This is a genomic window from Micromonospora sp. NPDC050417 (assembly GCF_044458865.1).
In the GTDB taxonomy this organism is placed as follows: domain Bacteria; phylum Actinomycetota; class Actinomycetes; order Mycobacteriales; family Micromonosporaceae; genus Micromonospora_G.
Window position 1 is genome coordinate 74,927 of the sequence record NZ_JBITIH010000023.1, and the last position, 12,834, is coordinate 87,760.

Annotated in this window: 12 protein-coding genes; 10 read left to right on the forward strand and 2 right to left on the reverse strand. The window is 67.2% G+C overall.

Translation table 11 applies throughout. The features are described from left to right. Positions 1–248: 248 nt before the first annotated feature. Positions 249–1,670 (reverse strand): PQQ-dependent sugar dehydrogenase, encoded by a 1,422-nt coding sequence (locus ACIBF5_RS26385; protein ID WP_396815561.1) that lies wholly within the window; start codon positions 1,668–1,670, stop codon positions 249–251. A 786-nt stretch (positions 1,671–2,456) separates the two neighbouring features. Here ACIBF5_RS26385 and ACIBF5_RS26390 point away from each other — a divergent pair. Beyond that, entirely contained in the window at positions 2,457–3,245 is a 789-nt protein-coding gene (locus tag ACIBF5_RS26390) for a GAF and ANTAR domain-containing protein (RefSeq protein WP_396815562.1), read from the forward strand. 541 nt (positions 3,246–3,786) lie between these two features. Further along, positions 3,787–4,848, forward strand: coding sequence for an Ig-like domain-containing protein (locus ACIBF5_RS26395; protein ID WP_396815563.1), 1,062 nt, complete (start codon positions 3,787–3,789; stop codon positions 4,846–4,848). Between the two features lie 190 nt (positions 4,849–5,038). On the opposite strand, the gene ACIBF5_RS26400 is transcribed toward ACIBF5_RS26395, so the two are convergent. After that, complete coding sequence (locus ACIBF5_RS26400; RefSeq protein ID WP_396815564.1) at positions 5,039–5,449, reverse strand: hypothetical protein; 411 nt, start codon at positions 5,447–5,449, stop codon at positions 5,039–5,041. Between the two features lie 361 nt (positions 5,450–5,810). Here ACIBF5_RS26400 and ACIBF5_RS26405 point away from each other — a divergent pair, with 361 nt between their 5' ends. The 8 genes from ACIBF5_RS26405 to ACIBF5_RS26440 all read left to right on the forward strand — a co-directional run bounded on the left by ACIBF5_RS26405 (position 5,811) and on the right by ACIBF5_RS26440 (position 12,731). Then, positions 5,811–6,284 carry an NUDIX hydrolase gene (locus ACIBF5_RS26405; RefSeq protein ID WP_396815565.1) on the forward strand — a complete coding sequence of 158 codons (474 nt, stop codon included), beginning with the start codon at positions 5,811–5,813 and terminating at the stop codon, positions 6,282–6,284. 260 nt (positions 6,285–6,544) lie between these two features. Further along, entirely contained in the window at positions 6,545–7,417 is an 873-nt protein-coding gene (locus ACIBF5_RS26410) for a hypothetical protein (protein ID WP_396815566.1), read from the forward strand. A gap of 125 nt (positions 7,418–7,542) precedes the next feature. Beyond that, complete coding sequence (locus ACIBF5_RS26415) at positions 7,543–8,763, forward strand: low temperature requirement protein A (RefSeq protein ID WP_396815567.1); 1,221 nt, start codon at positions 7,543–7,545, stop codon at positions 8,761–8,763. 33 nt (positions 8,764–8,796) lie between these two features. Further along, positions 8,797–9,141, forward strand: a complete 345-nt coding sequence (locus tag ACIBF5_RS26420) for an ArsR/SmtB family transcription factor (protein WP_396815603.1) — start codon at positions 8,797–8,799, stop codon at positions 9,139–9,141. 20 nt (positions 9,142–9,161) lie between these two features. Beyond that, complete coding sequence (locus ACIBF5_RS26425; RefSeq protein WP_396815568.1) at positions 9,162–9,815, forward strand: SRPBCC domain-containing protein; 654 nt, start codon at positions 9,162–9,164, stop codon at positions 9,813–9,815. Positions 9,816–9,944: 129 nt separating this feature from the next. After that, on the forward strand, positions 9,945–10,760 hold the full coding sequence (locus tag ACIBF5_RS26430; protein ID WP_396815569.1) for an ABC transporter permease: 816 nt from the start codon (positions 9,945–9,947) through the stop codon (positions 10,758–10,760). Positions 10,761–10,772: 12 nt separating this feature from the next. Continuing rightward, positions 10,773–11,579 (forward strand): ABC transporter permease, encoded by an 807-nt coding sequence (locus ACIBF5_RS26435; protein ID WP_396815570.1) that lies wholly within the window; start codon positions 10,773–10,775, stop codon positions 11,577–11,579. 75 nt (positions 11,580–11,654) lie between these two features. Next, positions 11,655–12,731 carry a YihY/virulence factor BrkB family protein gene (locus ACIBF5_RS26440; RefSeq protein ID WP_396815571.1) on the forward strand — a complete coding sequence of 359 codons (1,077 nt, stop codon included), beginning with the start codon at positions 11,655–11,657 and terminating at the stop codon, positions 12,729–12,731. Positions 12,732–12,834: the final 103 nt, after the last annotated feature.

A 12,834-nucleotide genomic window follows, 5' to 3' on the forward strand; every position in this document is an offset into this window, starting at 1 on the left:
GCCGATCTGCAGCACAGATAGCGAACCAGTTGGCCGCGAGTTGCGCGGATTACGAACGCCACCCTGGCCCGAACGGAGAGGTCAGGCCGCCCGGTGCGCGGCCGACCTCGCGGAGAAGATGGCAACGGTATGGGCGCCGGGGGTGGCCGTCTGCGGCCGGCCACCCCCGGCGCGGTCTTTGGCCCCCACCGGCCCGTCCAGACGGCGGCGGCATGGCCCGTGCTGGCCGATGTGGCCGCCGCCGAGCATCACGGCGGGCAACTTCCCGTCCCGCCGGTCTTGTAGACATAGCGCCGCACCGAGCCGGTGGTGATGCTGACGTAGTAGAGATTGCAGTCGGGACCGACAGCCAAGTCCACCGGCAGGCCGATCGTGCTGCCCAGAGGCTGGATGTAACGAGGGTGGGGTACGCCGCCCGAGCCCGGCTTGATCGCCCAGACACACTGCCGCAGCAGGTCGGTGAAGAACAGGCCGCCCTTGTAGCGGGCCGGGTAGTTGCCGGCGGTCGCGGGCAGATAGGCGAGGCCCGTGATCGCGCCGCTGGTGGTCCGGCATCCGTCCCCCGGTACGACCGGGAGGGCGTGTCGGTAGGTGTAGAACGGCGCGACCGTCGCGGCCGGGCCGGCGGTGTAGAGGGTCTCGCAGAGGTTGAGGTTGGCCGCGTCGTAGCTCGGCTGTCTGGTCGTCCCCTCGTAGCAGGGCCAACCGTAGTTGGGTGCTGCCCCGCTGGCCACGGGGACCAGCCGGTCGATCTCTTCCCAGTCGCGGAACCCGACGTCACCCAGCCAGATCTCGCGGGTGCCTGGCCGGAAAACGAACCGGAACGGGTTACGCAGGCCGTACGCGATGATCCGACGGGTGTTCGCGTCCGGGCTGCCCGCCTGGGGATTGTCCGGCAGGGCGGCACCGGTCGCCGGGTTGATCCTGATCAGCGTTCCGGAGAGTCGTGCCGGCCCACCCGAACGTGGGCTCTGTGCGCGCAGTGCTCCACCCCTGGCGGTCGGCGGGGTCATCACGCCGCCTACCGGGGACGGCGGGTCGCCGCACGGGTTGGTGGGTGTGCCGAGTTGCCCGTAGTCGACCTGGTTGCCACTCGCACCCTCACCACCGGCGACGTACAGGGCACCGTCGGGCCCGAAGGCGACGTCGCCCATGGAGTGCGTGTCGCTCTGTTGACACCAGTCGGTGACCAGGACTTGCTCGGTGCCGATCATCCCGTTGCCCGAGGCCCTCAGTCGGGAGACTCGGCCGCTGGTCAGACACCTGTCGGTAGCCGGGCAGGTGTCGCGGTAGACCGGTGCGGTGCCACCGATCGGTGCGTCGTGGGTGTAACTGACGTACACCCACGGGTTGCCGGGAAAGCCGGGTGCGAGCGCGAGCCCGAGCAGGCCGAGATCCTCGTAGTCGTAGACCACGGTCCGTAGGTCGGCAAAAGTCGTGGCCGTGGTGTCGGCCAGGTTGTCGAAGACCTTGATCACACCCCGTTTTTCGGCCACGAAGACCCGGCCGTCGGCGGCGAAGGCGACCTTCGTCGGCTGGGTCAAGCCGGCGAAGGCCACGTGGTCGACGAAGTACGGCGGCAGTACGGCTACTGCCGCACCGGGTGCCGCGAGGATTGCGGAAACGAGCGCCAGCGCAGTGGTCAGGAACCGTGCTCGTCGTGTGAGCATGGCCCCTCCCCTCGGTCGAACTGAGTGGGCAGGCTGCTCGACCCGGGTGGTTTCATCCCAGGGTTACGCCGCGCAATGGCGAATGTCAGTCGGCTAATTGACCACCTGCGCGGTCGGCTACCCGACTCGCATACGGGCTACGAGGGGTGGCGGTCGAGGGGCGCGCGGCGGCTTGCGTACGGTGCCGGCTCGTGGGGGTGGTTGGGACGGCTCGCTGCTGAACCGCCCCAACCCGGCGGTGCCGGAGAGCCCGGGCTTTCCGGCACCGTCATCCAAATCTGCTCCGGACCACGAGGGTGTGTCCACTCGCGCTGTTCCGTGACTGCGCATATCGAACGGAACCTTCGCTTTCTGAACATTCAGCAGGGTGCGCCTGTCCCGGTTGGACGTGGCGAGCGGCCTCCAAAACTCCGGGTTAGTGCTGTTTGTCCATGATCAAGGGGTACGGGGTGTTCCTCCCGAAGGCACGGAGTTATGCTTCTCCTCTGGTCGAGGGCCGCGACGTCAGGCGCTTGACCTCGCGACCTGGTTCGCCTGGACCCGCCCACCACCCGGTACGCCCGTGGTTTCTCGGCCGGGCACCAGGGCCCATAGTTGGTCAAGCAGCCGGCCAGCGTCTACAGCCAACCCCCACTGCCCGGACCTCGGCGTCACCAACCGGTCGTGACAACGACCGGGCCGGTCCCTGCCTGGCCACGGTGGTCAACCACAAATCTCGGATCGAATGGCCATGCTTCGCCAGGACCGACCCACGCTCGAACCACGAACAAGCAGACGGACGAGCAGATGACCGAGCAGCAGGGCAACACAGACAGCGGTAACCATGAACGTCTGGTCACGCACCTGACTGCCATGGCCCGTCAACTGCTCACTCGACCAGACCCGCAGTTCGCCATGGAGACCATCCTGAGGGTGGCGCCGCTGCTGGTCACCGGGTGCGAGGAAAGCAGCATCACCATCCTGAACCGGCGGCGTCCCACCACCGTGGCGGCGAGCATCGAGACCGCCAGACGTGCCGACGAACTCCAGTATGAACTCGGCGAAGGACCCTGCCTCACCACCTCGGCGGGCCGGGACGAGGTGCTGTGCAACGATCTGAGTCGGGACCACCGGTGGCTGTCGTGGGGGCCGCCCGCCGTCCGAGAGTTCGGCATTCTCAGCGTCCTCAGCGTTCGGCTGTTCACCGACCGCCACACCCTCGGTTCCCTCAACCTCTACGCCACCTGCCGCCACGCCTACGACACCGGGGCCAGACAGAGCGCACTGGTACTCGCCACGCACGCGACCGTCGCCCTGGTGCGGACGAAAGAACACCGTGACATGCAGATCGGCCTGGAGCGCCGCGCGGTGGTCGGCCAGGCGTGCGGGCTCCTCATGGAGCGATATCAACTGAGCGCCGCAGCGGCATTCAATCTGCTGCTCCGGGTGTCCCAGAACACCAACACCAAACTCCATGTCGTTGCGATGCAGCTCATCGAGACCAGAGCAGCACCCTGGCTGAAGCGACAGTCCCCGCCCGGCGGTACGCCTGACGGCGCTGACGGCCGAGTCGTCCCCACGACCAGGCATACCTGATGTCCTTGATCTGGCAAGTGGTGATCGGTCGCGGCCGGAAAAGCGTCGTACGATTGCGGTAATACACCGAGTTCGCTCGGTGCCAACGGTCAGCCGCATCCCGTCAGCTCCCCATACCGGCAGACGGGGCGGCCGGATGACCGTAGCGTCGACCGACAGCCCGGTGGCGGAGAGCTGAGACAGGCTCCAGCACCGCACCGGCGTCCTCCACCCGTGAAGAGGGATCCGCCGGGTTCGCCCGGTTCTCGCAACAGTCCCGCGCAGCGTGCCGCGGGCGAGAGCAATTCACGATGACGTGTGGTCCTCCACGAAACCAGGACCCTCCTCCAGTTGGTCGAGCAGCCGGCCGGCATTCAATCAGCGGACTTCGACGGGTACGACCAGCCAGCCTCCTGGGCAGCATGAGCCGCATCCCCGTATCCGAAGTCGTGCACCGGCCCTCGGGAACGCCGCTCTGGTCGTTCCCACTCGACTACGCGGCCCTGCTGAGGCCGTACCGGAACCCTGGAGGGATTCCATGCATGGCAGAAAGCTCCTCACGATGACCGTTGTCAGCATCCTGGTCATGTTCATCGCCCCCGGTCCGGTATACGCCGGCTCCCAGGGCGAGACCATGGTGGGTGACGTCAACGGCGACGGCATCAACGACCGGGCCACACTCGTGCCATTGCCGCCGGCCCACTGCGGGCTGCGGGTCCAACTCGGCCGCGCCGCCGGCGGCTACGCCTCGCCTACCACGTACAGCTACCTGAGAGTGGGCAGCCCACCCAACTGCCCTGACGTCGGCGCCGCGGCGAACCTCGACGCGGATCCGGCCGACGAGATCGCCGCAGCCTGGTTCGCCGGGCCACCGCCGAGTATCGACTACACCCTGCTCGTACTGGACCAGTTCAAACTGAACCGCAAGCTGCAAGGCCAGGACCAGCCGTCGTTCATGGGCGTGGGCGACTTCAACGGCGACGGCCGCGACGACATCTACGAGTACACCGACCAGGGCGACGGCATGCACATCTACGTCGGCACCGGCAACAACAACCTGGTCCCGGGTCCATCGTTCTGCTCTCTGGGCCCCACCAGCTACATCGTCCGCGACATGCACCGCGACGCCAGCACGGACATGCTGATCACCTATGGCGACGACTGCGCCGCCGCGAGCGGGGTCACGGCGATGCAGGGCGATGGTCAGACCCAACTGCTCCAGCAGGACCTCGACGGGATCGCGACCTGGACCTGCACGGTGCTCTACTCCAACGGAGACGGGCTCATCGACGTCCGTACTCTTGACCGGGACGGCAAGGCCACGATTTTCTACAACAGCGGTGACGGCACCTTCGGTTCCGCCTTCCGTGCGATGGACGACCGGGCCGAGGTGCGCGGCACGACTCCGGTCGTCATCCGGGTACGGGACAACGACCACGCCACCGCCGCGGCCACCGTCGCCGTCGCCTCCGCACCCCGTTACGGCACCGCCGTGGTGCTGCCCGACCGCACCATCCGTTACACGCCCACCCCGAACCACGGCCCGACCGACAGATTCACCTATCGACTGAGCGAAGGCGGCCAGAGCAGCACCGCCACCGTGAGCATCCAGTTCCGCGCTTGACACGTTCTTGCCGGGGGCGGACCCAGCGCCCGCCCCCGGCGACTAGCGACATTTCGTTTCCGGTCCGACCCACCATTCCGACGCTTCCTGGCAGAGTTGCCTGCCCGTCGGGACGAGGCACGCGGACAAACGGACCAGCACGTCAATGGTCCCCGTGGCGAAAGCGCCACGGGGACCACCGAATGAGCTGTCAGGAATGAATGGCGATATGGAAGCCGCGGTCAGAGGCAGTGCCGGTCGACGCGAAGGTCTGTACGAAGACCCCGTTGATCAGGCCAAAGCGACCGACCACAGCGATCTCGCCGCTGGGTGACGTTCCCGACGTGGTGGACAGCCCGAGCGTCGCGACGTAGGCGGAACCCCTGACGTCGTGGGAGAACGCGACCTGGTATTGGCCCGTTCCCAGTCGGGTCGACGAAATGACGCCAAATCCTCGGGCGAGGGTGCCATTGGCGTTGACCACTGCGAAGAAGGTCTGGGCGGTGGGTGGCAGGCCGAAAGCGGTGGCCGGCACGAGTTCTGTGCCCACTTCGGCCACCTCGGCTTCGGTGAGTGGGGGCTGTTCGTCGGATTGGCGCCCGACGGCTGCGGATTCGGACATGATGCTGCTCCTTGTTTCGGCAGGCTGCGGCAGCCTGCGGGGATGGAGTAAATGGCGCGAATCATGGACCTGGAGTCGAAACATGTTCTCCTTCGTCCATTTCCATCTACTCCTCCAGGCTAAATGCCATTAGGTGTCGGCAGCCAGTTGTTCTGATGTGTAATCAAGGACAGAAACTGCTGTGTGAATATTGTTCGCGAGCGTTAGTACGCGCAATCATTCCTTTGTTGCGGTCGGAGTCGTGACGCGTTGATCGCCGCCGTTGCGAGTGCCGTGCAATGAACATCGTGCATATGTTCGGCGCTCGTGGACGTGCGTACGAGGGTGGGGTGGGCCTCCGCTGTGAACTACCGTGGGGACCGTGGAGACGACCTACCGGCCAGCCGTACGGGTGATCTGCCTCGACGCGTCCGACCGGGTGTTGCTGCTGCACTGGCGGGACCCGTTTGACGGGGCACTGCTCTGGGAACCGCCCGGCGGCGGTATCGATCCGGGGGAGACGCCGATCGAGGCCGCCCGGCGAGAGTTGGTCGAGGAGACCGGCCTTGACCCGGCCGCCATCGTCGACCAGTCGTTGGCGGTCGAGCGGGACGTCCGCTGGAACGGCAAGCGGTTCGTCGGGCCGGAACCGTTCTTCGTGGCCCGCTATGCCATGGACCGACCCGCATTGACCCGGGCCGGTCTGCTCCCCGACGAACAGCAGAACCTTGATACGTACGCCTGGATCGCCGTTTCCGAATTGGCTTCACTTTCGGATCGACTGGAGCCGCCAGAGTTGCGGGCCGTGATCGCGACCCTGGCCCCGGAGAGCCCTTGGGCGGATTGGGCCGACTGAGCATGCGCCCTGGTGGGGCTCCTGTCGGGCCGTATCAACCACTCTGTGGTGTCGCGGCCCGGAGGGTATGGGAGAGGTTGATGATCGGGCGTTTGGGGGCTTTAGGGAAGCCCTGCTCGCATTTCGCTCCCTCGTGACATTTTGGCCGTCCCGACTGAGGTCGAGGAGGGATTTCGGGCATCGCCGTGAACCCGACACCCATGCCGCCCGTCATGGTGGTGGCGCACGGGTCAGGGTTGTCTGTTGGCGATGGAGGGGCAGTGCATCTAGAGGATGCGGAGCGGTCGTTGCGTCCCGGAGCGGCGAAGGTTGGCCGGGGTGGATTTTATGGAAAGTCCATCCGGCGGGCGGCTGCCGAAAAGACCTACCGCGGAGTTCACAAGGTGCGCGACGGCGAAGGTCTCAGCGGGTTCGGCTATTTCATGATGGTGCTGACCGTGCTCGGGGTGGTCGCCGCGACAGGGCTGGTTCTGTGGGCGGCTTCCCTTCCGTCGAGGCAGGTGTCGCACGAGAGCCCACTGGCTGTGCCGGGCCTGACGGGCCTGGCGCCGCTGATGGAGCCGATTGCCGAGGAGGGGTCTTCGGTTCCCTCCGGTACCGTTTCCGCCACCCCGACCGCGACCCTGACCCCGTCCCCGACCCGATCGCGCGCGACGAATTCGCCGGAGCCCGTCCGGCCGACGCCTGAACCCGGTGCCGCCACCCCACGCCCGGGTGTCGCGGCGGACGCGGTCCAGGCGTCGCCTACGCCTCAGCCATTTCCTCAAATCGTCATCCAGGCGGAGGATTCACGCAACGAGCTTGTTGGTTCCCAGGTGGTGAAGTGCGGTACGTGTGACGGTGGTTATCGGGTCCGTTACGTCGGCCTGGGCAATTACCTCGTCATGCACGCCCAGGTGCCCGCCGCTGGTGTGAGAACCATGGGTGTCGTTTATGAGAGCGATGGTCCTCCCAGGACGCTGAAGGTCAGTGTGAACGGAGGCCCTCCCCAGGCTCGGCAGGTAAGCGGTAGTGGCTGGGAGACGCCCGCCCTGATGACATTCCAGATCGCCCTGCCCGCGGGGGCGGTCGAGATCATGCTCTACAGCGATGCCGAGCCTGGGGTCGACGTCGACAAGGTGATCATTCAATAGCCTGTCCCGTTCGCCGCGTCGTCGGCGTGCCTCATCGGATCACTTCCGTTCCCGTCGTATCGCCCTGCCGGATCCCGACCCCGTGATACGAATAGTGCGACGGACCGGGTGAGGCGGACGAATTCGTGGCGAGTGACCGGGCGGCGAGGCTGCTGCGTAAGCGCGAGCACCCGCGCCAGGCGTCAGCCCTCGAACTCTTCTTCGACCTGGCCTTCATTCTCGGGCTGACCCTGCTGTCAAGGCGGCTCTTCGACGATCTGACCTGGGGCAACACCCTTGAGACGTTGATCCTGTTCGCGGGCGCCTACTGGATCTGGATCGCGACCGCCTGGGCGACCGACTGGTACAACCCCAACGAGCCGATCATCCAGGGACTCGTTCTCTGCATCATGTTCGTCGGCCTGGTGATGGTGGCTGCGGTACCGGGCGCGTTCGGGGCGCACGGATTCATCTTTGCCGGAGCGTACGTCCTCGTACACCTCGGTCGGGGTGTGTTGTTGTTTTCGCTGTTGCGCGGGCATCCGCTGCAACGCCGGTCGTTGCTGGTCCTGATCTGGTTTGTGATCTCCGGGGTGCCCTGGATGGTCGGTGCTTTCCGGCCGGAGACCGAGCGGGTGGTGCTGTGGCTGGTCGCACTGGCCATCGACTACGGAATCGCCTGGCTCGGCTGGCCGACGCCGGGGCTCGGCCGGGTGCCGGACGAGAACCTCCGCAATGTCGGCGAGCATCTCTCGGAGCGGTACCAGCAGGTGTTCATCATCGCCCTGGGTGAGGTGATCCTGGTCAGCGGTCTCGCCTACGCCGCTGCGGGCATCACTCCGCTGCGTACGCTCGCCTTCGGGCTGGCGTTCCTCAACGTGGTGCTGCTCTGGCGCGGTTATCTGATTCCCGGTGATCTCCGGATCGGCGGCATTCTCGATCAGAACCGCCCGAGGTTGGCGGTTTCCGTCGCGCTGTGCCACGCGATGGTGATCGCGGGAACCCTGCTCACCGCGGTCGGCAACGAGGTGCTCGTCACCGAGCCGCTCAGTGAGCCCCAGAGCGCGTGGGTGATGCTCATCGTCGGTGGAGCCGCGCTTTTCCTGATCGCCCGAATCCTGTACCACGTGGCGGTGTTCCACCGTCTGCCGTGGCCGGGGTTGGTCGGTCTGGCGATTCTCGGGCTGCTGAGCCCGGTGCTGCTGCTGCTCCATCCGATGGGCATTTCGGCGGTCAGCAATGTTGCGCTGTTCGGAGCCGTGGCCGTCGACATCTACCTGATTCGACGAGCGGTCCGGGAGGGTCGGATATCCGCGCCGCCCGGAGAGGACCCGCTGACGCTCGACGGGGGCGAAGGCAAGCGTTGACTTATATAAGCGTGTGCTGATAGCTTGCTGCTCGTGCACGCGTTCGACGTACTCGGCGACCCGGTGCGGCGGCGGATCCTCGAACTGCTCGCCGACGGGGAGCTGACCTCCGGTGCGATCACCACGGTGATCCAACGCGAGTTCGGGATCAGCCAGCCGGCCGTGTCGCAGCACCTCAAGGTGCTCCGCGAGAACGGCTTCGCGACCGTACGCCCGCAGGGCGTCCGCCGCCTCTACGCGGTCAACTCCGAGCCACTGCGGGACGTGGACGTATGGCTCGCCCGCTTCCGGCGGTTCTGGACCCCGCACCTCGACGCGCTCGCGACCGAGGTGGCCCGGGGCAAGCGCGAACGCCGCCTGCGCGGCCAGGACGAGTAGACACACCCGAGGAGAAATTGATGATCGACGCCAACCACGAGATCAATGCCGTACGCCGGCAGATGGGCTCCCGCGTACTTGAGGCGGGTGAGGCCCGGGTGCAGACCATCAGCCGGGTCTACGACACCACGCTCGACGACCTGTGGGAAGCCGTCACCAACGCCGACCGGATCGCCCGGTGGTTCCTGCCGGTCTCCGGCGACCTGCGGATCGGTGGCCGGTACCAGCTCGAAGGCAACGCCGGCGGCACGGTCGAACGCTGCGACCCGCCCAAGAGCTACGCCGCGACCTGGGAGTACGGGGACCAGGTGAGCTGGATCGAGGTCCGCCTCGACAGCGAGCCGACCGGCGGCACCCGGTTCGAACTGGAGCACGTCGCCCACGTCAGCGAGGAGTTCTGGGACCAGTTCGGGCCCGGCGCGACCGGTGTCGGCTGGGACCTCGGACTGCTGGGTCTCGGCATGCACCTCGCCAGCGGTGGCGAGCCGGTCGACCGGGCCGAGGTCGAGGCGTGGTCCAGTTCGCCCGAGGGCCGGAGGTTCATCACCCTCAGCAGTGAGCGCTGGCGGGACGCGAGCGTCGAGGCGGGCACCGACCCGGAGCAGGCGCAGGCCGCCGCCGAGCGTACGACCGGCTTCTACACCGGCGTGCCGGAGGCTTCGCCAGCGGAATAATCTGGCGAAAACGTCGCCGGGTCGCCGTACAGTACCCGCGGCACGACACCAGAGGTCGTGCCGCGGAGCTGTACGGAGGGCTGACGTGAAGCGGTGTGACGTGACGGCCGACCGGAACCGGGTGCGCTGATGGTGGCCGTCGACGGATCGATTCCGACCCGCACCCCCGGGCACGCGCCGCGCGGGCTGGCGCCGACCCTGTCCGTACTCGAATATCACCTGGTCGACTACCGGCGGACCTGGCGGTCCAGCGCGGTGTCGTCGTTCGTGCTGCCGCTGCTGACCATGGTCGGCTTCGGGCTCGGCGTCGGCGCGTACGTCACCCAGGGCGTCGGCGGGGTCGACTACCTCGACTTCCTCGTGCCCGGCCTGATCGCCTCCACCGCACTCCAGGTCGCGGTCGGCGAATCGACCTGGCCGGTGCTCGGCAACTTCAACTGGACCCGGACCTACCTCGCGCAGGCCGCCGCGCCGCTGCGGGTGGTCGACATCCTCGGTGGCCACCTGGCCTTCGTCGCCGTCCGGGTGCTCAGCAGCAGCGCCGCGTTCCTCCTGGTCGCGGCGCTCTTCGGTGCCCTGCACTCGGTGTGGGCGCTGGCCATCCTGCCGCTGGTGGTGCTGATCGGACTGGCCGTGGCAACCCCGGTCTTCGCCTACTCCGCCTCGGTACGCACCGACAGCTACCTGGCGATCCTGTTCCGCTTCGCGGTCATCCCGATGACGCTCTTCGCCGGGGTCTTCTTCCCGGTCGAGTCGCTCCCGATGGGGCTGCGCTGGGCGGCGTACGTCTCCCCGCTCTGGCACGGGGTCGACCTCTGCCGGGCGGCCACGCTCGGTGTCGCGCCGCAGTGGTCGGTCCCCGGTCACCTGCTCTACCTGGGTGCCTGGACGGTCGGCGGCTGGCTGCTCGCCCGCGCCGCCTTCCGCCGCCGGCTCGTGCTCTAGAAAGGGGAACCCGTGGTCAGCCTCGTCCTGCCCCGGTTGGTCAGTTTCGAGGGCGCACGCCGCTCGGTCTCGGTGGCCGAACGGAACGTCGCCGCGCTCAAGTCCGCCTACTGGGTGGTGCTGGTCTCCGGCTTCTTCGAGCCCCTGCTCTACCTGCTCTCGATCGGGGTCGGGGTGGGCGCCCTGATCGGCGACCTCACCCTGCCCGGGGGAGAGGTGGTGACGTACGCGGCCTTCGTCGCCCCGGCGATGCTCGCCTCGTCGGCGATGAGCGGTGCGCTCTCGGAAACGACCTTCAACTTCTTCGGGAAGATGAAGTACATGAAGCTGTACGACGGGATCCTCGCGACCCCCGTACGGCCGTTCGAGATCGCCCTCGGCGAGCTCGGCTGGGCGATGATGCGCGGCACCCTCTACTCGGCCGCCTTCCTCGCCATCATGGTCGCGATGGAGCTGACCACCCCGCTCCGGGCGCTCGCCGCCTTCCCGGCCGCGGTGCTGGTCGGCTTCGCGTTCGGCGCACTCGGCATGGCACTTTCCACTTTCATGCGTAGCTGGCAGGACTTCGACCTGATGGGCTCGGCGCAGTTCGCTCTCTTCCTCTTCTCCGGCACCTTCGTGCCGGCGGAGCGTTACCCGTCGGTGTTGCGTTGGCTGGTGGAGGTGACGCCGCTCTACCGGGCGGTCGACCTGATCCGGGGCATCAGCACCGGCACCGGCGGTTGGATCCGGCTGGTCGACATCGGTTACCTGCTCGCCGCCACCGGACTCGGTCTGTTCGTCGCGTCCCGTCGGATGGGCCGGATGTTGTACAAGTGACCTGACCGCTGGATTATCCCGGCTGCCGGTTGGGCACCACGTGGTGACCACGTCACGCAGACAGGAGAGCCCGCGATGGCCTCGGACCAGCCCTCCGGCACTTCCGGCCCCTCCCACGAGCCCGCACGTGAGCGCGAACGTGGAGCCGAACGTGAGCGTGGACCGGAGGGTGAGGGCGTCGACGGGCCGCCGGCGCCGGACGAGGGGCCGACGAGCCCGGCCCGGTTGTCCGGCACCTCCTGGTGGGCGGCGCTGCGCCGGACCGTCTCCGAGTTCCAGAAGGACAACCTGACCGACCTGGCGGCGGCGCTGACCTACTACAGCGTGCTCTCGATCTTCCCCGGCCTGCTGGTGCTGGTGTCGCTGCTCGGGCTGCTCGGCAAGCGGACCACCGACGACGTCCAGGGAACCATCCGGGACGTGGTGACCCAGGAGGACATCCAGCAGATCCTCGACACCGCGATCACCCAGGTACGCGAGAACTCCGGTACGGCCAGCCTCGCCGCGATCCTGGGTCTGCTCGCCGCGTTCTGGTCCGCCTCCGGTTACATCGGCGCGTTCATGCGCGCCTCGAACGCGATCTACGACGTGCCCGAGGGACGGCCGATCTGGAAGACACTGCCGATCCGGCTCGCGGTGACCGCCGTCATCGGGGTGATGCTGCTGGCCAGCGCCCTGATCGTGGTCTTCACCGGACGGCTGGCCGAGGCGGCCGGTGACGTACTGGGGATCGGTTCGGTCGCGGTGACGGTCTGGGACATCGCCAAGTGGCCGGTGTTGCTGCTGCTGGTCAGCCTGATGTTCGCGATCCTCTACTGGGCCTCGCCCAATGCCCGGCAGGGCGGCTTCCGTTGGATCACCCCGGGCGGGGTGCTGGCTGTGGCGGTCTGGCTGCTCGCCTCCGGTGGGCTCGCCCTGTACGTGGTCAACTTCGGCTCGTACAACAAGACGTACGGCACCCTCGCCGCCGTGATCATCTTCCTGGTCTGGCTCTGGCTGACCAACGTGGCGATCCTCATTGGAGCGGAGTTGAACGCCGAACTTGAGCGGGGACGGGCGATCGCGGCCGGCTACCCACCGGATCGAGAGCCGTACCTGGAGCTCCGGGACGATCGCACACTGCGCAGGGCGCCGCGTCCACCGAACGATTGAGTTTTCTTGATCGGCACGCTGCTTTTGCTCAGGAAGACAAAAGTTAGTTCCAGATCTCCTGAAGCTCTAGACAGCCGCGCGGGAAGGCTCCTACTGTGTCGGG

What these genes read in the sequence shown, in the direction of transcription:
- ACIBF5_RS26425 (WP_396815568.1), top strand. Translation starts at nt 9,162, where the DNA reads ATGATCGACGCCAACCACGAGATCAATGCCGTACGCCGGCAGATGGGC.
- ACIBF5_RS26395 (WP_396815563.1), top strand. Translation starts at nt 3,787, where the DNA reads ATGACCGTTGTCAGCATCCTGGTCATGTTCATCGCCCCCGGTCCGGTA.
- ACIBF5_RS26440 (WP_396815571.1), top strand. Translation starts at nt 11,655, where the DNA reads ATGGCCTCGGACCAGCCCTCCGGCACTTCCGGCCCCTCCCACGAGCCC.
- ACIBF5_RS26385 (WP_396815561.1), bottom strand. Translation starts at nt 1,670, where the DNA reads ATGCTCACACGACGAGCACGGTTCCTGACCACTGCGCTGGCGCTCGTT.
- ACIBF5_RS26400 (WP_396815564.1), bottom strand. Translation starts at nt 5,449, where the DNA reads ATGTCCGAATCCGCAGCCGTCGGGCGCCAATCCGACGAACAGCCCCCA.
- ACIBF5_RS26430 (WP_396815569.1), top strand. Translation starts at nt 9,945, where the DNA reads ATGGTGGCCGTCGACGGATCGATTCCGACCCGCACCCCCGGGCACGCG.
- ACIBF5_RS26390 (WP_396815562.1), top strand. Translation starts at nt 2,457, where the DNA reads ATGACCGAGCAGCAGGGCAACACAGACAGCGGTAACCATGAACGTCTG.